The organism is Bacteroidota bacterium (assembly GCA_039111535.1).
Classification (GTDB): Bacteria; Bacteroidota; Rhodothermia; order Rhodothermales; family JAHQVL01; genus JBCCIM01.
Map to the genome: position 1 here is coordinate 1 of JBCCIM010000015.1, position 20,369 is coordinate 20,369.

General features: G+C 51.9%; 17 protein-coding genes. 11 read left to right on the forward strand and 6 right to left on the reverse strand.

All coding sequences use genetic code 11. The features are described from left to right. The first annotated feature begins 232 nt into the window (after nt 1-232). Both AAF564_04160 and AAF564_04165 read left to right on the forward strand, forming a co-directional pair. Nucleotides 233-706 carry a HEAT repeat domain-containing protein gene (locus tag AAF564_04160; protein ID MEM8484714.1) on the forward strand — a complete coding sequence of 158 codons (474 nt, stop codon included), beginning with the start codon at nt 233-235 and terminating at the stop codon, nt 704-706. A 167-nt stretch (nt 707-873) separates the two neighbouring features. Then, nucleotides 874-1,842, forward strand: a complete 969-nt coding sequence (locus AAF564_04165) for a substrate-binding domain-containing protein (protein MEM8484715.1) — start codon at nt 874-876, stop codon at nt 1,840-1,842. Between the two features lie 48 nt (nt 1,843-1,890). Here the strand turns inward: AAF564_04165 and AAF564_04170 are convergent, their stop codons facing one another. The 5 genes from AAF564_04170 to AAF564_04190 all read right to left on the reverse strand — a co-directional run bounded on the left by AAF564_04170 (nt 1,891) and on the right by AAF564_04190 (nt 5,993). Then, complete coding sequence (locus AAF564_04170; GenBank protein ID MEM8484716.1) at nt 1,891-2,406, reverse strand: protein-disulfide reductase DsbD domain-containing protein; 516 nt, start codon at nt 2,404-2,406, stop codon at nt 1,891-1,893. Between the two features lie 34 nt (nt 2,407-2,440). Then, a complete protein-coding gene (locus AAF564_04175) occupies nt 2,441-2,821 on the reverse strand; it encodes a TlpA disulfide reductase family protein (protein ID MEM8484717.1) in 381 nt (126 codons plus the stop codon). Nucleotides 2,822-2,823: 2 nt separating this feature from the next. Then, on the reverse strand, nt 2,824-2,979 hold the full coding sequence (locus AAF564_04180; GenBank protein MEM8484718.1) for a hypothetical protein: 156 nt from the start codon (nt 2,977-2,979) through the stop codon (nt 2,824-2,826). Between the two features lie 117 nt (nt 2,980-3,096). Further along, on the reverse strand, nt 3,097-4,977 hold the full coding sequence (locus AAF564_04185; GenBank protein ID MEM8484719.1) for a DUF5060 domain-containing protein: 1,881 nt from the start codon (nt 4,975-4,977) through the stop codon (nt 3,097-3,099). Between the two features lie 104 nt (nt 4,978-5,081). After that, the gene (locus AAF564_04190) at nt 5,082-5,993 is read right to left on the reverse strand and encodes a hypothetical protein (GenBank protein MEM8484720.1); all 912 of its coding nucleotides are present in this window, start codon (nt 5,991-5,993) and stop codon (nt 5,082-5,084) included. Between the two features lie 173 nt (nt 5,994-6,166). Between AAF564_04190 and AAF564_04195 the strand changes: the two genes are divergently transcribed. The 5 genes from AAF564_04195 (at nt 6,167) to AAF564_04215 (ending at nt 13,393) form a co-directional block, all read left to right on the forward strand. After that, nucleotides 6,167-6,433: a hypothetical protein gene (locus AAF564_04195; protein MEM8484721.1), complete on the forward strand. Its 267-nt coding sequence runs from the start codon at nt 6,167-6,169 to the stop codon at nt 6,431-6,433. Between the two features lie 82 nt (nt 6,434-6,515). Continuing rightward, nucleotides 6,516-7,208 carry a TetR/AcrR family transcriptional regulator gene (locus tag AAF564_04200; GenBank protein ID MEM8484722.1) on the forward strand — a complete coding sequence of 231 codons (693 nt, stop codon included), beginning with the start codon at nt 6,516-6,518 and terminating at the stop codon, nt 7,206-7,208. Beyond that, nucleotides 7,208-8,767: an efflux transporter outer membrane subunit gene (locus AAF564_04205; protein ID MEM8484723.1), complete on the forward strand. Its 1,560-nt coding sequence runs from the start codon at nt 7,208-7,210 to the stop codon at nt 8,765-8,767. Before AAF564_04200 ends, AAF564_04205 begins: the two co-directional genes overlap by 1 nt. A gap of 77 nt (nt 8,768-8,844) precedes the next feature. After that, nucleotides 8,845-10,149: an HlyD family efflux transporter periplasmic adaptor subunit gene (locus tag AAF564_04210; protein ID MEM8484724.1), complete on the forward strand. Its 1,305-nt coding sequence runs from the start codon at nt 8,845-8,847 to the stop codon at nt 10,147-10,149. A gap of 34 nt (nt 10,150-10,183) precedes the next feature. Beyond that, on the forward strand, nt 10,184-13,393 hold the full coding sequence (locus AAF564_04215; GenBank protein MEM8484725.1) for an efflux RND transporter permease subunit: 3,210 nt from the start codon (nt 10,184-10,186) through the stop codon (nt 13,391-13,393). Between the two features lie 74 nt (nt 13,394-13,467). Here the strand turns inward: AAF564_04215 and AAF564_04220 are convergent, their stop codons facing one another. Then, nucleotides 13,468-13,998 carry a ferritin gene (locus tag AAF564_04220; protein MEM8484726.1) on the reverse strand — a complete coding sequence of 177 codons (531 nt, stop codon included), beginning with the start codon at nt 13,996-13,998 and terminating at the stop codon, nt 13,468-13,470. Between the two features lie 268 nt (nt 13,999-14,266). Here AAF564_04220 and AAF564_04225 point away from each other — a divergent pair, with 268 nt between their 5' ends. The 4 genes from AAF564_04225 (at nt 14,267) to rho (ending at nt 20,345) form a co-directional block, all read left to right on the forward strand. After that, nucleotides 14,267-15,829 carry a response regulator gene (locus tag AAF564_04225; GenBank protein ID MEM8484727.1) on the forward strand — a complete coding sequence of 521 codons (1,563 nt, stop codon included), beginning with the start codon at nt 14,267-14,269 and terminating at the stop codon, nt 15,827-15,829. Between the two features lie 22 nt (nt 15,830-15,851). After that, nucleotides 15,852-16,280, forward strand: coding sequence for a tRNA (adenosine(37)-N6)-threonylcarbamoyltransferase complex ATPase subunit type 1 TsaE (tsaE, locus tag AAF564_04230; protein MEM8484728.1), 429 nt, complete (start codon nt 15,852-15,854; stop codon nt 16,278-16,280). Nucleotides 16,281-16,316: 36 nt separating this feature from the next. Next, a complete protein-coding gene (locus AAF564_04235; protein MEM8484729.1) occupies nt 16,317-17,606 on the forward strand; it encodes a Mur ligase family protein in 1,290 nt (429 codons plus the stop codon). Between the two features lie 654 nt (nt 17,607-18,260). Then, entirely contained in the window at nt 18,261-20,345 is a 2,085-nt protein-coding gene (gene rho / locus AAF564_04240; GenBank protein MEM8484730.1) for a transcription termination factor Rho, read from the forward strand. The last annotated feature ends 24 nt before the right edge of the window (nt 20,346-20,369 follow it).

Below are 20,369 nucleotides of genomic sequence, written 5' to 3' on the forward strand. Positions count from 1 at the left end.
AAGCCCTTTCTGTTTTGTTTTAATTTTAGGTTTAAAAATAAAAAGCCCTTTCTGTATTAAGTTATTGTTACGGAAGCCCTTCTTTTTTAAACAATTCTGAATTTGTGCGTATCTAGAACCGCAACCTGAAAAGTGTCAGATGTCTGGTACATGGGTGCTTCTTGGTAAGCCGGCTGCTGCAGTACAGCGGTAGTTGGGTATCAAAAATTCAACCTTAGAAGAGGTTTTAGCTATGAAAAATCAAATTGCAAAATATACAGTTCTTGGTCTTTTTATCCTGATGATTGCGCCGGCAGGTGCCGCTGCACAGGTGGCTACAGTTTCGCAGCAGCCGCTAATCAGTCAGTATGTCGAAAATGACGCCGTGACAGAGAAGAAGTCATGGTGGAACCTGCTGGGTCGTCAACTCACCCACTCAATCGACAAGCCTTACACAGAAGTTTCTGTTGCTGAGATGCAAAACATCATTTTTTTTGCATCGAACTACAAAAACAAAGTGAAGCTGAACGATGCAAATGCACCCTTGCTTGACGTACTCAACAACCATCCTGATCCGCAGTACCGTTTGATGGCTGTATCAGCAATCAATGCCATTGGCCAGCGCAGCGCCATGATTGCAATGAAGCGTGCAGCTGACAACGAAGCATCGCCGCTGGTAAAGCGTGTTGCGATGGTTGCGGTCAACAAATACTTCGCTATTAAGTAATCCTGGCGGCGTTCATCTGGCGCCATGGTTATGTAGCGTAGTTACTAGAGGTAAATACAAAGGCATCCGGTCGCCTAGCCGGATGCCTTTTTTATTGCTTTCTTTTTTGTGATGGATTTCTGAGCTTGGCATATACGCTATTGCTATCCAACAGAAAAGTAATCCCTATGCAACGCCCTGTGCTGCTTCTGCTTGTTCTTTGTTTGTTAACTGGCTGTGCATCCGACAAGTCCGCGGATGATACTGTTCAGATTGCCGTGATCCCGAAAGGGACAACCCATCAGTTTTGGAAAAGCATTCACGCCGGCGCCAACAAAGCCGGTGAAGAAAAGGGCGTAGAAATAATTTGGCAGGGCCCGCAGAAAGAAGATGATCGACAATTGCAAATCCAGGTAGTCCAGAATTTCATTAGCAGGGGCATCGATGCCATTGTGCTGGCCCCTCTGGATGCGCGGAGCCTTGCACAGCCTGTTGAGGCTGCTGTAAAACGAGGCATTCCGGTTATTATTATCGACTCGGGGTTGGAGTCGGAGGCCCACACCAGCTTTGTGGCGACGGATAATTATCAGGGCGGTGTGCTTGCAGCCGAAAGGCTCAATGATGTGCTGGGTGGCGAAGGGAATATCCTGATGATGCGCTATCAGGAGGGCTCTGCAAGCACCGCCAACCGGGAGGCCGGTTTCCTTGAGCGGATCAAAGAAGTTGCGCCCGGGCTGAATATTTTGTCAGACAACCAGTATGCGGGCGCCACCATCGAAAAAGCATTGCAAACTGCGCAAAATTTGCTCAACCGGTATCCGGAAGTTGACGGCATTTTCTGTCCCAACGAGTCATCACTGCAGGGTATGCTGCGTGCACTGCAAACGGCTGGCCGCGCTGGCGAGGTCAAGCTGGTTGGCTTTGATGCCAACGAAACGCTCATTGCCGGCATGCGCGAGGGTCATATCGATGGCCTTGCCGTACAGGACCCGTTTATCATGGCTTACACCGGTGTAAATACGGCGGTTGCTGTTGTGCAGGGGGAAACGGTTGAAGCGCGGATCAATACACGGGTCATGATGATCACGCCTGAGAATATGGATACCGCTGAAGCACAGGATTTGCTGAAGCCCGACCTTGCGCGTTGGCTCGACTAGGCAACTGAAACCAAACGGAAAAACTGTAGGCAGTTGTTTCAGGTACGGCTAATTGGTTATCCGGATGCTGTGTTCAACGGGAATGGTTTTAGGCGGAAAGCAGGTTGTGTCATCGCACGTTTGATAGCGGAAGCTGCCCGAGACGGTATAGTCACCTGCCGGCGTAGCGGCATCGGTTTGCAGGGGCACGGCAATATGGAAGGTCCCGTCGTAAACCGATAACGTATCGGTGCTGCCGGCAAGGGTGTAGGCATGGCCAGGTGGGTATAACGGCGTGCCTGGTGTCAGGTAGTTGGAGCTGTCGGGTTTAATGGTCGCCGGGATCAAGTATGCGTGGGGTACTGGATTTGCCTGTGCGTGAAAGCGCGGGCCAACGGTGAACGTAAAGGCCAGCGTATCTGCTGCGCCGGCTTGTATGGTGCGTGTTTCAGCTGGCTCATGTACCAACCGGGTTATGGTTGCAGGTTTGACCAGAGGCTGCGGCGTTTCTGGTGAGTGCGGTGCATTGCAGCCTACCCAAAGCGCGCCGGCAAATAGCATCCAGACAGGGCGTACGTTTTTCATTAGCTAATGTCAGTTTGTGCCGGTGCAAGAGCGTTCACGACCCAGCAAGAATCCGGTCGAGTTCAGAACGTAAGGCAACCAGACGGGCATCAAAATTATTGGTGTCGAGCAACGACATAAACCTGACATTGCCTTGTCGGTCGATGATGAGGTTTGAAGCAATCATTACTTCGTGCCGGGGCAAGTCGGGGTGCACATCTGCAGGCGCATAGCGCGCAGTTACATTACCTTCTCGGTCCATCAACATAGGGAAGCTGAAGCCGGCTTCTTTTTTCCATGCAGACGCAATGGCGTCGTCCTCTCCTACATTCACAACCAGGGTTTGGACGCCGCGGTCTTTATACTGTTCGTGCAGCGCTTGCAGGTGTGGATCTTCTGCCCGGCAAAAGGGGCACCAACTTGTCCCAAAGTGCACCACTACCACGTCCCCTGTAGTTGTTCTAAAGAGACTTCGAGGTCTGTCAGGCTTGTTAGTGTAAAGTCTGGCGCTTCAAAATGGGTGAGCGAGGTGTCTTTTGTGCCGCAACTCCAAAAGAAGAGGCTGATGAAAAGAAGAATGCAATACGTACGCATGATGTTCTGGAATTGAAACGTGAAACAAGCAAAAAGAAAGAGGCCGGCAGCCTTTCAGGGTTGCCGGCCTCTTTAATTAAGACGCAGTTTCTTTTCAAATCACCCAATGCACATGCTTTAAGACGATTTGCTGACCAATACAGCCCAGTCCATATTTGCATCAGCCGGCGCACTGCCGAGGCTTACTTCGCCGCCGCCGGTTACACTGGTGACAGAGCCAGCCTGGAAATCGCCGCCGGCACGTGGATTGTACCATTGGACACTGTAGTTGCCCACGGCCAGGTCGAGCGATGCTGCGCCACCTGCAGGCAGGTAAACCAGATACACTTCGCCCGGGTTGGCAAGCACGTGTGCATTGCCCGACGTAGCAAGCGCGTCATCGGGTTGCATGGTCCAGAAAGGTACGTGATCCTGGAAGAGGGTCAGCGCATGCCGTGCATCATCCCAAACGGTCTGGCGCTGCCGCCAGTCTTCTGAATTCAGGTCGGTGTGTGGGAATTCGTAGCCGAAATAATATTCTACGCCGGCGCCACCTGCCATCAGGTTGCCCCAAAGGGTAAGCTTACGAATGTCATCGCGGTTACTGCCCGGCCCGTCAGGTTTGACGCCCACGGTATGGCGTCCTTGCTCATCGTTCGAGACGACCCAGATTTTTGACGTTTCGCCGGATGCCTTGACCCACTTCAGGGTCGCATTGTGCACATTGTCAAACATGGTTTGGACAGACAATCCATCAAGGTCCGATGCATCACCCAACAGCGGCCGGTATACCTCTTCATGTTGCTCAGGATATGTATGGATTACAACCGGATGATCATAGGGGTCGAGTGCATGAATGTATTCGATGTATGATTTGACGCGTGTTTGTGTCGGATCTTCCCGTTCTTCCCAAATATCATTCTCTTCCCCGAGGTTCCAGTTCGAGGCGTGATGATGTCCAAACCGCGCGATCAGCTCGCGATAGTAGAGTTTGCGTTCAGGTCCCAGGTCGCCATTGTTTAGCAGGAGATCGTTTTCCGTTTCCTGGGTTTTGAAATGCAAAAACATGCCCAGCGAATCGCCATGTGAAAGCACAATTTCCCATTGGTCTAGTTTGGATACATCATATCTGTCGTGCACATCGGGCGAGATCCAGGGCCATACGTCTTGTCCATCACCAATCACATTCATGGTGAGGAAAGAGAATACGTTGGGCCCCTGTGCCGCCAGGTAGTTAATGGCGCCGATCAATGCTTTGCCTTTGCCGCCTTTCCAGGAAGGATCGCCTTCGTTCCAGTCGGCCAGATGTGGCTCGTAGTGGTGCAGCGGTGCCGTGGGTACTTCGCCTTCGCGTTCCTGGCCCTGCGCCAGTTGCGAGTAGGTGTCATCAAAGTCGACGTAGCCGAAGAGGTTTTCCGGGCTGTCTGCACCGGCTTTAACGAAGTAGGTACCGTCGTCGAATCGGAGATACCGTTCGCCAACGTACCGCAGCATGCCTTTGCCGCGGTGGTCGCGTCCGGTTTTGTCGGTTTCAGCGATGTCAAAACTACCAGCTGCGCCGTCGAATCCTGTTGCTGTTCCAGCGTTTTCGTCGAGGCTGATGGCTACATCGCTGCCGGAACGGAAAGAGGCGCTGTATTGCCAGGTGCCAGTTTCGTGTGGCGTGAAATGCACGCGCCACTTGTTACCTGAGATAGCACCTGTTTCGCCGGCGTTGCCATCTGCGGCAAAGAACCCGGGCACAACCATGGATGCACCGGAGCCGGCATGGGTAAAGGTGACCGAAAGGCGGTAGTCTCGAAAGGGATTTGGCGTACCAGATTCGGCCGCTTCAGGTCCATCGAACGTAAGTGTGATGGGGTGCCACTTTTTCAACTCGCCGGTGAGGCTGGTTTCACCTGACAAAGTCCCGGTGCTTGTATTGTTGCAGGCTACCAGAACCAGGGCGATCAAAAGTGGGAAAAGAAAGCGGGTTGTAGTCAAAAAGTGATTTCTGCGGCAATTATGGGCGTGCAGCATGGTATTAAACTTTAGGGTGATAGAACGGTGGAGGCTGATGTTAATCAATTTCGCAACCACCCACAAAAGGCGTGGGTAAATGGCTGCTGGCATTTTGAATGGGGCTATTCAACGTGGTATGCGATCAATTGGCCTTCCTGCATGACGGGTACGTAAAGCATGCGATCTGCTGCGATGTAGTCAACATCAGCAGCGCCTTGTCCCAGTTGTTGCAGCAGGGTGGATCCTGAGCCTTCGTGGAAATACATGAGCCGGCCACTTGCCCAGTCTGTTGTGAATACCCCGCCTTTTTCGTCCGGCTCAACAGCATCAAGTGCGCCGTCTGGTGCACTGGCATCGAGGGTGCGTATCGCTTGATCTGCAAAGGATATTGCCTGGAAGTAGCGGGCCGTTCCTGGGTTGTCGGTTGTGCCATCGCCCGCAGCCACCACAAGTTCTTCCCCAATGACATGGGCGCCATTGGGCATCTGAATCTGGTCGTTTTCGAGCCAGACGGATAGTGTGCCATTTGCAAAACGATAAATTTTGCTGAACCGTGAGTCAGTTACAAAAATAGACCCGTCCGGGTGTACGGTCACATCGTTCAGGTAGGCATCGCCGGACACTTCGTGGCGCTGGACTATTTCGCCAGCATTGAGGTCAATTTCAACAAGCGCATTGATGTCTGAGGCCCACAGGCGATCCTCGCCGAGGGCAATGCCTTTGGGGGCGTTGAGCCCTGTGATCCAATCCTGCACAAGCATTTCCCCTGTAGGTGATACTTTGGCGATATAGCCAATGCCATCCATTGCATCGCCGGCGCCTACGAGGTTGGTCACATAGATGACGGCTCTTTCAGCATCGTATATGGCCGATTCCGGGCGGTCGAGCCCTGTTTCGAGCCGCCACGCTTCCTGTAGGGTTGGGGCGACTACCTCTGCGGTGGCCTCGGCGGATTCGGGTTGTTGCGGTGTGGTGCATCCGAACAACAGGATGACACTACCCGCGAGTAGGGAGATTTTGGAGCGTATCTGCATGGTAGTAAGGTGAGATAGAGGACTGGTGGGATTGCACGCAACAGCAAACTTAGCCAAAAGTCTGGAAAGGTGCCGCGTCTTCTAAAATTAGGAATCCATTAAATAATGCTCCACTGCGCCGATAATGGTTGAGAAGGGTCACGTCCTCTTGTCCAATCATCCTCTGATGCTACATGAAATCCAGCATTTACTACGGCCTGTTTTTGTTTAGCCTTTTTCTTGTGGTAAGCACACTGCAGTTGGGTAAATCGCACCTCACATACAATAAAGTGCAGCAGCAAGTGCAAGCTGCAAAACAAAATACCCCCCAGATACGCCGTGGTGAAGTGCCAATTGTCGCGCAAATACAACGCCCCATGCTGCTACCTGACGATCTGACGACAGCAGAGCCGGCTACAGATTCTATCGCCGTAGCCCTACCAGGCCTTACCAACCCGTAGCATTTAGTTAACATCCATTTAACATTCGCGAGGTAACTTTGTAAATCTTTGTGCCGTTATATCAACCAAATGGTTGAATCAAATGGTTAAACGTCCAGATTTACCCCAGATGCGGGAGCAAATAGAAAAAGAAGAAACAGAAGAGCGGATTTTCCAGGCTGCATTGCAAGTATTTGCAGCCAAAGGGAAAAGTGGCGCCCGCATGCAGGAAATTGCTGATACGGCTGGCATCAATAAATCTATGCTTCACTATTATTTCAGAAGCAAAGAGAAGCTGTATGAGGCAGTGTTCGATTACGTCTTTAAGCGTTTCGAATTGCTGCAGTCGACGTTAGAACACGCAAAAACCTATAAAGACACACTTCGTGCTTTTATAAATGGATTTGTGGATGCGCATCACCAGGACCAGGCTGTTATTCGTTTAATGACAAACGAGAACCTTGCTGGTGGGACAACGATGGGCAAAATACTCGCACGTAAAGACGACTATGCTTCCCCGCCATCCATTCTGATTCGTGAAACCATCAAGGCGATAGAGCGGGGCGAAATTCGTCCCGTTGATCCCCATCACATGTTGCTCACCGTCATTTCCAGTTGTGTGTTTTTTATGATTTGGACGCCAACCATCCAAATAAAAATGCCCGGTGCTTCGGAAAACTGGGATGCTTTTGTAGAAGCGCGCAAGAAACACATTTTTGAGATGATTTATTACGGACTCTCAACGGGTGACGGTGTGCTTGATCGACAAGAAAACAATATCAAAACCCCTGCTTGATGAACAGTTTAGTCAAACAGCCCGTCAGTCGGATATTGCACCTGGTTGTGCTTACTGGTTTGCTGGGCCTAAGTGCATGCTCTTTTGCGCCGCGTATACAGACGCCCGAGCCTGTGACAGCAATGCCGGCAGATTTTGTGCACATGGATACCACAGCTGAGGCATCTTCGTATGCGCCGGCAAGTTGGTGGTTGTCGTTTGATGATCCCGTGCTGAACCGCGTGATTGATTCAACACTTCACGCGAACCTGGACTTGGTGGAGGCGGTAGCCCGCGTTGCAGAAATCCGTGCGCAATACCGTATTGAGCAGTCGGCTCTTTTTCCCAGCATTCAGGCCACAGCAAGCGGCTCTTTTAATGACCAGCCGTCTAATTCGGGCTTTGGTGCCCAATTTGCTGCGTTAGGTGGCGAGGGTACTGAAGGAGAAGGCGGCGAAGAAATTACCCAACAGCCAGCCGGCCCGGATCGGATCTCTTTTGAGAATTACTCCGCAGGGGCCACGCTGTCTTATGAGCTCGATTTCTGGGGGCGCATTCGCAACTCAAGCCGCGCTGCCCTGAGCGAATATTTTGCATCTGAAGCTGATTTGCAAGCGGCCTATCTCGCGGTAGTCAACCAGGCCATCCTGACGTATTTCGAGGTGGTAGACTTACGCCAGCGCATCGCATTCAGTGTCGAAACCATCGACATCCTCACCGAGCGCGTGTCTCGCACACAGGAGCGGTATGACCGCGGGCTGGTTTCTTCGTTTGAGCTGTATGCCACATTGCAGGATTACAGAAATACGCAGGCCAACCTGCCCGTGCTTGAGCGCCAGTTGGTAGACGCGCAGGGCCGGCTGGCAGTCGTGATGGGGAAATATGCCGGCCAGATTGATGCAGTGCTCGGAGATACCCTGGCACCACGGCTGGATACATCGGCCATTCCCGTTGGTCTGCCTGCAGACTTGCTTACCCAGCGCCCGGATGTACGTGCCGCTGCTGAGCGCCTCGAGGCAGCGCGCTACCGCATTGGCGCCCGCAAAGCAGAACTGTACCCCACTATTGCGCCATCGGGTACGATCGGATTGCAAAGCAGCAACTTCGACAAGTTGTTTGACCTCAACCAATGGTATGTGAACCTCGTCGGCAACATAACCGCACCCCTGTTTCAGGGCGGTCGGCTCCGGGCCAATGTGGATGCCGCGGAGGCACGCTATATCCAATTGGCAGCCGGCTACACCCGCACCGTGATTACGGCCTTGCAGGAAGCTGAGAGTGCCCTTGCGGGCATGGAAGAAGAACGGCAACGGTTTGCGTTCTTGCGTGGCCAGCGCGAAGAAGCGCAAGCAGCAGTTGATCTCCAGGCAAGTCGGTTTGAAAGTGGTGTAGGTGAATACCTGGATTACCTGGACGCTTTACGGACCTACTACAACGTAGAAACCAACCTTTCCGCCGCTGCCCGCGACCTTGCCCTTGCAAGGCTGGGTGTACATCGTGCATTGGGAGGTGGATGGATTGAAACTGACATTAACCCTGCCCTGCAAATGGTGGATGCCCCACTCACAGGCATTGAGTGATCCATTATGAGGTGCCCAACCAGTCACCTTGCAGTTCCGACCAAAAAGATTAAGACGCTAAAAAATAAAGAACTCCCATGCTCAGAAATACGCTAATTGCTGCGGGCATTCTATTAATCGCCTTTGCTGCCTTCTTTCTTATGATTGCGCTGAAGCCCGAACCTCCGCGCCGTGCGCCTGATGTACAAGCGCCACTGGTGCAAACGGTTTTGGCTGAGGTTAGAACCGGCGCCTTGCAAGTTGCGGGTAACGGAACAGTACGTCCGCGGGCACAGGTTAATCTGGCGCCGCAGGTTGCCGGCAAAGTTGTCTACGTGAGTCCGGCCATGGTAAGTGGCGGGCGCGTACGGAAAGGGCAGGTGCTTGCCCGTATCGAGCAGGCTGACTTTCAAAACAGATTGCGTCAGGCCCAGGCTGATGTTGCGCAGCAGGAAGTCGGGTTGTTGCAGGCAGAAGAAGAGTCGCAGATTGCGAAAGAAGAGTACGATCGGTTTCAGCTCCGCGAAAATACGCGGCAAATCATCAGCCCTTATGCCAGTGTGGATGCCAATGATTATGCAGCGCGGTTGATTGGTAGCGAGGGGAAACCTGCTACTGCCGGCGGTGATGATGGTGCTGAAGGTCCGAGCAGCCTTGTGTTGCGTGAGCCCCAGCGCCTGGCAGCAGAAGCTGCGTTGGCCCGGGCGGAAGCCATTCTCGAAGATGCACAACTGTCGCTGTCCAGAACCAATATTGTTGCCCCTTTTGATGGGTACATCCGCTCTGAGTCTATCGATTTAGGGCAGTTTGTAGCGATGGGACAAACCGTTGGCGAAATTCACGCTGCTGACGAAGTTGAAGTGGTTGTGCCGCTTTCGACAGATGAAGCTTCGCTGATTCCTGACTTATGGGTGAAGCGGGCGGATCGAAATGATCTGACAATTCCTGCCAGTGTTTTTATGGAGTATGGCGGACAGGAATATCGATGGGATGGCTATGTGCACCGGGCAGAAGCTGCGCTGGATGCTGCCACAAGAACAGTAGACGTTGTGCTGCGCGTTCCCAAACCATATGACGGAGGAGAACTGGTTGAACTGCCGGGCGAAGTGAACCTGCTTTCAAGCCATGCCCCGCCGTTGCTTGTCGGACAGTACACCTCTGTTGAAATCAAAGGTGTTGCACTGCAAGACTATTTTGTAATTCCCCGCCGGGCCTTGCGTGTCGACAACGAAATTTGGACGATCAAAAATGACTCGCTGATTCACATCGCTCCGGTACAGGTGATTCAGAAGATTGACGAAGAAGTGTACGTCCTTGGAGACATGGATGAAAACACGGATGTAGTCATTAGCGACATGGTAGCTGTAACAGAAGGGATGCGGGTCCGCCCGAACAGAAACTGAGACAGGCTAAAAACCGAATTGAATCAAGAGAAAGATGAGTGATATAAAACCACAAGGACCCGTTGCCTGGATGGCGCAAAATGGTGTCGCAGCAAACTTGCTGATGATCTTTTTGCTGGTGGGTGGCCTGTTCTCGCTGAGCACCATTGTGCAGGAAGTTTTTCCTGAATTCAGCCTGGATACGATCCAGATTAGCGTACAGTATCCGGGCGCTACACCAGTAGAAATAGAAGAATCGATTGTCCAGCGTATCGAAGAGCGCATTAAGTCGGTTGAGGGCGTGAAAGAGATCACGGCTGTTGCTTCCGAAAGCGTCGGCTCTGTTTCTGCAGAAGTTACCATTGATGCTGATGTTAGCCGTGTGCTGGATGATATCAAGGCAGAAGTGGACCGCATCATTACGTTCCCCGATGAAACGGAACGCCCGGAAGTACGCGAAGTCACAAACCGGCAGAGTGCACTGCGTATTGCGCTTTATGGTTCAGTCAGTGAACGCGCGTTGAAAGAAGTTGCCTACCAGGTTGAAGAAGAGCTCGCTGCATTACCTGAAATCACCTACGTAGAAACAAGTGGGGTACGGAATTACGAGATTTCTATCAATGTACCCAACGAAGTATTGCAGGCGTACGGGTTGACGCTGCGTGACATCGCCCAGGCGGTGCGCCAGGGCAGCCTCGATTTACCGGCCGGCAACATCCGGACAAGCGCGCAGGAAGTACGCGTCCGTACCCTCGGCCAAAACTACAGCCAGCAAGACTTCGAAGACATTGTCGTGCTGAGCGCACTGGATGGCACAAAGGTTAAGTTGAGCCAGATTGCCAAGGTGTCCGACGGGTTTGAGGAAACACAGCTTGTGACGCGCTACAACGGACAACGCGCCGCTTTTGTGGAGGTCTTCCGGACTTCCGATGAACGCGTGCTTGAAGTTGTTGCGGCAGCTTCGGAGCACATCGACAACAAAATCCGGGCAAATTTACCCGAAGGCGTCTCGATCGAAATTTGGGAAGACAATGCCCAGAATTTGCGCGACCGCATGTCGTTGCTCGCAAAAAATGCCATGATCGGGTTGCTGCTTGTAATTATTGCACTGGCCTTTTTCCTGAATATCAGACTGGCATTCTGGACGGCGGTCGGGATTGGGATTTCCTTTATAGCTGCCTTTTCTGTGATGCAGTTCTTTGGTGTTACCCTGAACCTGATGTCCCTGTTTGCCTTCATTCTTGCAATTGGAATTGTGGTGGATGATGCCATCGTGGTTGGCGAAAATATCTACGCTGCCCGTGAGAAAGGTGCATCGGCGAGTGAGGCAGCGATACTTGGGGCAAAGCGCATTACACGCCCGGTCATTTTTGCGGTATGTACCACGGTGGTTGCGTTTATCCCGCTACTGTTTGTGCCGGGCATGATGGGTAAAATCTTTACTGCCATTCCTATTGTCGTGATCGCAGTGCTTGGGTTATCGCTGATTGAGTCGTTGTTGATTCTGCCCTATCACCTGTCGCATTTGCCGGCCCCTGGCGAAAAAACGAAAAACCCGGTTATGCGCGCGTTCGAGACAATTCAGGGTTACGTAGATCGTGGCCTCAAGCGGTTCAGCAATGGTCCGCTCAGGCGCGCGCTGCGGTTCTCTACAACGAACCCGGGCGTAGTGGTGGCCGGTGCTTTCGCGATGGTCATTTTGTCGGTTGGCCTTATTGCCGGCGGGTATTTACGCATCACGTTTTTCCCTGCCATTGAGGCGGATGTGGTAACAGCTACGCTGGAAATGCCAGAAGGCACTTCGATCACAGAAACGCGCCGCATTGCCGACCGCATTGAAGAAGGCGGACGTGCAACCAGTTTGGCAATTCAGAATACGTTAACAGACGATGCTCCAGAATTGATGACGGCAGTTTATACCGTTGTGGGACAACGCGCCCAGCAAGGGGGACCGGATGGCGGCGGATCCAGCGGGCTGCAGGCAAACGTTGCGAATGTTCAGATTCGGCTACTCCCGGGCGAACAACGGACGATTGCAGCTGAGCGGTTTGCAAATGAATGGCGAGACCGTGTGGGCCAGGTGACGGAAGCAAAGGTACTCAACTTTAAATCGGAGTTGATGAATTTTGGTGCGCCTGTGGCGGTTGAAGTATCACATCCTAATCCGACTACATTGAAGGTGATCACGAACCGCATTATGGATGAACTCGCATTGTATGAAGGGGTCTACGACATCGAAAGTGATCAGTCGGAAGGGACGCGCGAGGTGCAACTGGAGCTGAAGCCGGCGGCCCGCAGTCTCGGCCTGACCCTCGATGGACTTGCCCGAGAAGTGCGTGCAGGTTTCTTTGGGGAAGAAGCCTTGCGTGTACAGCGTGGCCGGGAAGATGTAAGGGTGTATGTTCGCTTGCCTCAGGATGAGCGAAATGCCATTGCTGATCTTGAGGCCTTCCGCGTGCCACTTGCAAATGGTAGTGAAGTGCCTTTGGGAAGCGTTGCTGCCGTTTCTTTTGGTTCTGCGCCAGCTTCCATCAACAGAAAAGAAGGAAAACGGGTTGTGACCCTCAGCGCAGAGGTGAACGAGTCCATTGTGACGGGACAGGAAATTACGGCCCAGTTGCAGGAGGTTAACTTGCCGGCACTCCAGCAAGATTATCCGCAAATGCAATATTCGTTTGGTGGAGAGCAGGAAGAACAGGCTGAATCAATGGGTGCGCTTGGACGTGGTTTCTTGTTGGCGTTGCTTGCTATTTATGCGCTGCTTGCCATTCCTTTCCGGTCGTATACACAGCCTTTGATTATCATGTCAGCCATCCCGTTTGGGATCATTGGTGCTTTTCTGGGGCATTTCTTCCTCGGTATTCCCGTTGGGCTACTCAGCATGTTTGGCATCATCGGCCTGAGCGGCGTGGTTGTGAATGACGGCCTGGTGATGATTGACTTTGTGAACGAATTGCACAAAAAAGGAATGCCGATGAAAGAGGCCATCATCGAAGGAGCGATGACGCGTTTCCGGCCGATATTACTGACCTCAATAACTACATTCCTGGGTATCGCGCCGATTATTTTCGAGAAAAGTCTGCAGGCGCAGTTCCTGATTCCGATGGCCGTTAGTCTCGGGTTTGGTATTCTGTTCGCAACCGTGATTCTCATGCTGCTCGTGCCGGCGATGGCCATGATTCAGTATAAAGTGACCACGTGGTTCGCTCGTAAGTTCGGCAGCGATGCCGCGCAGATGCAGGTAAGCCCTGAGCCGGCGGCCTAAGGCAACTCGTATTCTCAATAAAAAAGCCCCAACCTGTACATTGCACGTTGGGGCTTTTTAATGATGTATAAAACCTACTCTTCTTCTTCAGGCTGGCGCGCACCGAGTTCGCGGTCTAGCAGGAAAAGGTTGGAGCCAGAATCACCAATCAGGCGCAGGGTGTCGATAACTGCCCGAACAGAGTCCTCTTCTTCGACCTGTTCATCAACAAACCAGTTGAGCAAGGTTTGCAGCGGGTAGTCTTTGTTTTTTGTTGCAAGGTCGTACAGTTCATGGATACGACCGGTAATGTACTGCTCATGGCCCAGCACTTGTTCAAAGGCTTCGAGTGGTGTTTCGAACTGGATAACGGGTTTATCCAGTCCCCCGAGTTCAATGGTACCATCGCGCGAGAGCAGAAACTCGTAGAATTTGAGGGCGTGCTCTGTTTCTTCTTCCCATTGCAGGCGGAGCCAGTGGGCAAAGCCACTGAATCCCATTTCGTTGAACCGGGCAGACATCGCGAGGTACAGATACGCTGATTGAAATTCAGCTTGAATCTGCGAATTAATTGCGGCTTCAACAGTTTTGTTTACACTTTTGCCGGAGGCGGGAGAGCTACTCATATATCTTTTATGGCTGGTAAGTTCAGGGTTTGTAGGGCTATAATCAGATGAAGGGAATTCTAGTTCCTTTTCATCCGTAGGAACAAACAGATCGTTCGACTTCTACTACAGCATATCTTATCTATAGAAAAAGGTGAATATGAGGTATTGATACAACGTACAGACCCCGCGTGTCGCAGCATCCGCCTGGAAAGCGTGCTTACCCCTTGATGCGGCATTGGCGTGTGTAATTCCGTTATTATCTTTCACCTTTCATATTCCAGTTTATATGGCAGTACCTCAGATTTTGTGGGCGGACGACGAGATTGATTTATTAAAGCCGCATATTCTTTTTCTAGAAAGCAAGGGCTACACAGTAACAAGCGTTTCAAACGGTTCTGATGCCGTGGAGCGTGTGCGGCAAACCCGGTTTGATATGGTATTGCTCGATGAGCAGATGCCGGGAATGGGTGGATTGGAAACACTGGCCGGCATCAAGGAGATCGACCCTGACATGCCCGTTGTGATTGTGACCAAAAGTGAAGAAGAATACCTGATGGAAGAGGCGCTGGGGCAGCAAATCAGTGACTACCTGACCAAACCCGTCAATCCCAGCCAAATTCTCCTGACGTGCAAGCGTATCCTGGAGCGCACGCGGCTGCGTAGCGAAAAGGCATCCCAAACCTACCTCCAATCGTTCAATCAGATCAGTGCGTCGCTGATGAATCCGCTCTCGCACCAGGAGTGGGTTGAGCTTTACTTAAAGCTGGTTAACTACGACCTTTCGCTGGAAGGTGATGATGGTGCGCGGCAAGTGCTGGATGATCAGTATCGGGAGGCCAACAGAGAATTTGGTCGCTTTGTAGAGAAAAGTTATCGCGACTGGATCGCCAGCGTATCCGAGCCGGCAGGTGAGCATCGTCCGGTGTTGTCCCATGAGGTGGTTAACAAATTTGTGTTGCCCCACCTGGGCCGGAAAAAGCCGGTTATCTTTATGGTAATCGACTGTATGCGGCATGACCAATGGCTGCAGTTTGAAAAACTGTTATATCCATTGTTCAACTTCAGCAAGGCGTATCATTATTCGATTTTGCCGACGGCGACACCATACTCCCGAAATGCTATTTTTAGCGGTTTGCTGCCGCACGACCTGGAGCGGCAATTTCCTTCGCTCTGGTCAAAGGGGGAAGAAGATGAGCACAGCCGCAACAGGAATGAAGAAGCGTTTCTGTCGAAGCTGCTTGAGCGTAAAGCACCCAGCACCCGTATGCGGTACGAAAAGCTGGTTACAACGCAGCATGGCCGGGAATTCGCACAGAACATCAATGAGTTTTTTCAGAGCGACCTGAGCGCCATTGTGGTGAACTTTGTGGATATCCTCGCCCACACCCGGTCGGACTCTGCCGTACTCAAAGAAATTGCGCCCGACGAAAAAGCATACCGCGCCCTTACGCGCACCTGGTTTGAGCATTCCTGGCTGTTCCAGGCCTTTCAGAGCCTCGCTGAGCAAGACTGCACGGTTGTGATCACCAGTGACCATGGCGCTGTGAGAAGCTTGCATCCTACCAAGGTGATAGGAGACAGGGAAACGTCTACAGCTTTGCGGTATAAGTACGGCCGGAATCTGAAATGCGACGAAAAGCACGCGATTTTTGTAAAGGACCCGCTTGATTTTGGCTTGCCAAGCCGTGGCATCAACACCAACTATATTATCGCGAAAGAAGATTACTATTTTGTCTACCCGACAAATTATAATCATTACGTCAACATGTATCGTGATACCATGCAGCATGGGGGTGTTACCATGGAAGAAGTTATCCTGCCTGTTATAACGATGAACCCGAAGCGGTAGAAAGGACGCTGCTTGCCCCGCCATGAATCTGATAGATGGTCCCGTTATATCAACATCTGCTGACCAGACCCATGCATTGGGGAAGGCGTTTGCTGAAACCCTGGCGCCTGGTCAGGTGGTTGCGTTGTATGGCACGCTTGGCGCCGGCAAAACCCGGTTTACCAAAGGTGTATGCGCGTACTGGGAGATTCCGGATTCGCTGGTGAGCAGTCCGACGTTTACCCTGGTTAACGAGTATGCGTCATCGGTTGGCCCCATTTACCACTTTGATGCATACCGCATTGAGCAGGTGAGCGAGTTTTTTGAGCTGGGGTATGAAGACTATTTTTATGGAGATGGTATTTGTCTGGTTGAATGGCCCGATCGGGTTGAGGCCCTGTTGCCAGATGATACGATCCGCCTGCGTTTTACCCATATGGGTGACGATCGGCGTGAAATAGTGCTGCTCTGAAATCTTTGTGCCCCGCGCTATTTCGCCCATTGAGCCATGACCTATCCTGAAGCAGCTAACTACCTGTTGGAACGCCCGCGCTTCGCGGTGGAAGGCAGTGCGGCGTATGCGCCTGGCTTGCAGCGAATCGAAGGCGTACTGGAAGCGATGGGGCGCCCGCAAGCCGCCTGTCCGCTGGTTCATATTGCCGGCACAAATGGCAAAGGTTCAACGGCCTCTTTTTTGGCGGCGATCTTTACAGCGTATGGAAAACGGACAGGATTGCACACATCGCCCCACCTGCATCACCTTGCGGAACGCTTACGCATCGATGGGCAGCCGGCGCCTGAAACATGGATTGCCTCCCGCATAGCAAAGTACAATGCTGTGTTTAGTCTGTACCATGTCAGCTTTTTTGAGGCGATGGTAGCGCTGAGTTTGCTGTATTTTGCAGAAGAAGGGGCGGAGGTGGCAGTTGTGGAAGTGGGCCTGGGCGGGCGGCTTGATGCAACCAACATTGTTTCCCCCGAACTGGCGATAATTACCTCGATTGGTTTGGATCATACACAGATTTTGGGAAACTCAATTCGAGACATTGCAAGGGAGAAGGCCGGCATAATTAAAGATGGGATTCCCGTGTTTACCGGTGTAACGCAGCCGGATGCAAGCGCAGAGATTCAGCAAATTGCAGCACAGCGCGCTGCTCCAGTTTATGCCATAGAGGATGTTGTGACCTGGGCGCCGGTTCAGGATTCATTGGATGGGACGCGCATCAATGCTATTACGAATGAAGACCAGTACAGCGACCTGCAGCTTGGTCTGCGCGGTGAGCATCAGGCCAGAAACGCGCTTTTAGCGCTTATGGCTACAGAATATATGTTGCCGGCTGGATCCCGACGGCATGCCGCCATCACGCGTGGATTGGCAGAAACGGCGCTTTTGTCCGGTTTGCGTGGACGCATGGAGGTAGTGAACAAGGAACCCCTTGTGGTTCTCGACGTAGGCCATAATGCAGAAGGTCTCGCTGCGGCGCTAAAACACATGTCAAACGCCGTAATTGAGAATGAAGGACAGCTATTTGTGATGTTTGGCACGATGCGTGATAAGGATACTGTGCAGATGGCCAAGCAACTTGCAGCTATCGGGGCATTTGTTTTTACACCTCCGATACACTCCGACAGGGCATTGCCCCCAACTGAATTGGCTCAAATTCTCCGTTCCCATGATATCGCATGCACATGCGTTGAGAGCGTTGAAAAAGGGCTTTCACGGTTCTATGAAGTAGCTACCAGCAAGGACGGTCTGTTGATCGTGGGCTCACACTTTCTTGTTGCTCAGTATAATTGAGTAAATAGGTGATTCCTTAAAAATCCTTGTTGTATATTTAGATAAATCCGATTGATAGTAGTAAACTATCTCCTTTGAAGGCGGCGGCAACAGGCAATCCATTTTTTGCGCTGTTGCAGAGGAAGAAGAAAACCTGGATTCACTTAAACGATAGTAGCAAACCGTTCAATTTGTAGGTTTTGGATAAATTCTAGAACTCTTGAAAAATGCTACGCAGTTCACATAGAAACCAGTGAATCGTTAAAATTAACAGATATAGCCCTCTTTGCTGAGGATACTTTGCGTATGAGATTTTCCTGATGCTGTTAAAAAAAGCAGAAGTAATGCATGATACGTTGATATTAAGGCGATAAGCCCTATCTTAATTGACACAGCATTTCGAAAGAAAGCTTTGGGGTGAATGTGTCCCCTCCTGATCGACACCTGAGGATACCACCCAATTCAACGAAAATCCTGCCTACCTCCTTTTTTAAAGCATTCCTTCGTTCCGTTACTTGGAATCTATCCCATGTTAGGCCTCTCTCTGGCATTCAGTAGAGCCGTCTGGTGTAGCAGATGACAACGAGCAGTTGGTAAGGAAAAAGAGGCAATCATCAAATTAACCCACTTGACAAAGCAACAATCGTTGCGTGAGAGAAAGACAAATCACGCGTTATGAATATTTCTGATTTAAAAAGCAAAAAACTTGCTGACCTTAGAGACATTGCCCGCGGCCTCGGCCTGACGGGTTACTCTGGATTGAGGAAGCAGGACCTGATTTACCTAATTCTGGAAACGGAAGCTGAAGTAGCAGCAACACACACAACCGCAGCAGCTCCACAGAGCGCTGCCGTCGCTTCACCACCTAAAAGAGCACGTCGCACGGCTACTGGCAAAGGCCAGGCCTCATCTCAGCGACCTGCCCCGGGCGATGACAACGGCTCAAGCGCTAGCGGTCCTGTTCGAAAAGAACAGGAAGCACGTCATGAAACCAAGGACCACAAGGAGGGTGGTGACGACATGTACGATTATACAGACGACGATCAATACGACCGCAGAGACGATCGTAGAGATGACCGACGAGACGATCGCCGGGATGATCGACGAGACGACTATCGCGATTCCCGCAACGACGATCGATCTGACTATAGAAACGACCGCCAGGGCGGCCGCGACGACAGACGGCGCGACAGCAGATCCGACGACCGCCGAGGCCGAGGCCGAGGCGATGATCGCCGTGATAGTCGCGATAACCGCGACCGCGGTCGCGGACGTTCTGATCGCAATGATTCAAAAGCGGGCCGTTCAAACCGGAAATCGAACGACCGGATGGATTCCCGCAAAGCCAACGATCGTGGCCAGCAGTCAAGAGGTTCTGACGCTCGCTACGACCGCAAAAACAACGGACGCAATGACCGCCGCGACGCTCGTGGTGATTCTCGCGGCCGTTCCGACAGAGATAACCGCAGGTCTTCTGGATCTTCGCGCGACCGTGATCGCGACAACCGTCGCAATGATTCCGGAAGAGGCGGACAGGATAATCGCCGGCGCCGTAACAGCGGTATGAACCGCGAAGAGCACCGCAGAAGAGTTTACGAAGGACGCCCTGAGTACATGTCTGCCTACGATCCGAACAAAACGGAACTCGAAGGCATGATCAACAAAGTTGGCGTACTCGAAGTACTGCCAGACGGGTACGGATTCCTTCGTTCAAGCGAATACAATTACCTGCCGAGCCCGGACGATATTTATGTATCTCCATCCCAGATCAAGCGTTTTAGCTTGCGTTTGGGCGATACGGTTGACGGCGAAGTTCGTCCGCCTAAAGAAGGAGAACGCTTCTTCGCACTCATCCAGGTAAACAGCATCAATGGCCGCAAGCCGGCTGAACTGGAAGAGCGGGCAAGTTTTGATTACCTCACGCCACTGTATCCTGAAGAACAGCTGGTGCTTGAGCATCATCCTACCGATTACAGCATGCGCAACATGGACATGTTTGCGCCAATCGGTAAAGGACAGCGTGGCCTGATTGTGGCGCAGCCTAAAACCGGTAAAACGGTATTGCTGCAGAAAATTGCCAATGCAATCACCACCAACCATCCTGAAGTTTATCTGATCATCCTGCTGGTGGACGAACGCCCTGAAGAGGTTACGGACACCCAGCGGAATGTGCAGGCTGAAGTTATTTCTTCAACCTTCGATCAGGAGCCCGAGCGACACGTTGAAGTTGCTGATATTGTGCTTGAAAAAGCGAAGCGTCTTGTAGAAGCCGGCCAGGATGTTGTAATCCTGCTCGACTCTATTACCCGCCTTGCCCGCGCGCACAACTCGGTAACACCAAACACTGGTAAAACACTTTCCGGTGGTATGGAAGCCGGCGCACTCCGTGGACCCAAGCGGTTCTTCGGTGCTGCCCGTAACGTTGAAGAAGGCGGATCACTTACCATCATTGGTACCGCGTTGATCGACACTGGTAGCCGCATGGACGAAGTGATCTTTGAGGAATTCAAAGGCACGGGTAACATGGAGCTTGTCCTTTCCCGCGAAATGGCTGACCGCCGTATCTTCCCGGCAATGGATACCATTAAGTCCGGTACCCGTCGTGAAGAATTGCTTCTTAGCGAAGCGAAGTTGAGTCGTGTCTGGATTTTACGTAAACTGTTGGCCGACATGGATTCCACACAGGCCATGACGTTCCTGCTCGACAAGATGCGCGGCACCCGCGACAACGACGAATTCCTCATCGTGATGAATTCATAGTTGATAACTTGAGTTGTTGTTTAA

What these genes read in the sequence shown, in the direction of transcription:
- AAF564_04160 (MEM8484714.1), top strand. Translation starts at nt 233, where the DNA reads ATGAAAAATCAAATTGCAAAATATACAGTTCTTGGTCTTTTTATCCTG.
- AAF564_04165 (MEM8484715.1), top strand. Translation starts at nt 874, where the DNA reads ATGCAACGCCCTGTGCTGCTTCTGCTTGTTCTTTGTTTGTTAACTGGC.
- AAF564_04170 (MEM8484716.1), bottom strand. Translation starts at nt 2,406, where the DNA reads ATGAAAAACGTACGCCCTGTCTGGATGCTATTTGCCGGCGCGCTTTGG.
- AAF564_04180 (MEM8484718.1), bottom strand. Translation starts at nt 2,979, where the DNA reads ATGCGTACGTATTGCATTCTTCTTTTCATCAGCCTCTTCTTTTGGAGT.
- AAF564_04185 (MEM8484719.1), bottom strand. Translation starts at nt 4,977, where the DNA reads ATGCTGCACGCCCATAATTGCCGCAGAAATCACTTTTTGACTACAACC.
- AAF564_04190 (MEM8484720.1), bottom strand. Translation starts at nt 5,993, where the DNA reads ATGCAGATACGCTCCAAAATCTCCCTACTCGCGGGTAGTGTCATCCTG.
- AAF564_04195 (MEM8484721.1), top strand. Translation starts at nt 6,167, where the DNA reads ATGAAATCCAGCATTTACTACGGCCTGTTTTTGTTTAGCCTTTTTCTT.
- AAF564_04200 (MEM8484722.1), top strand. Translation starts at nt 6,516, where the DNA reads ATGGTTAAACGTCCAGATTTACCCCAGATGCGGGAGCAAATAGAAAAA.
- AAF564_04205 (MEM8484723.1), top strand. Translation starts at nt 7,208, where the DNA reads ATGAACAGTTTAGTCAAACAGCCCGTCAGTCGGATATTGCACCTGGTT.
- AAF564_04210 (MEM8484724.1), top strand. Translation starts at nt 8,845, where the DNA reads ATGCTCAGAAATACGCTAATTGCTGCGGGCATTCTATTAATCGCCTTT.
- AAF564_04215 (MEM8484725.1), top strand. Translation starts at nt 10,184, where the DNA reads ATGAGTGATATAAAACCACAAGGACCCGTTGCCTGGATGGCGCAAAAT.
- AAF564_04220 (MEM8484726.1), bottom strand. Translation starts at nt 13,998, where the DNA reads ATGAGTAGCTCTCCCGCCTCCGGCAAAAGTGTAAACAAAACTGTTGAA.
- AAF564_04225 (MEM8484727.1), top strand. Translation starts at nt 14,267, where the DNA reads ATGGCAGTACCTCAGATTTTGTGGGCGGACGACGAGATTGATTTATTA.
- tsaE (MEM8484728.1), top strand. Translation starts at nt 15,852, where the DNA reads ATGAATCTGATAGATGGTCCCGTTATATCAACATCTGCTGACCAGACC.
- AAF564_04235 (MEM8484729.1), top strand. Translation starts at nt 16,317, where the DNA reads ATGACCTATCCTGAAGCAGCTAACTACCTGTTGGAACGCCCGCGCTTC.
- rho (MEM8484730.1), top strand. Translation starts at nt 18,261, where the DNA reads ATGAATATTTCTGATTTAAAAAGCAAAAAACTTGCTGACCTTAGAGAC.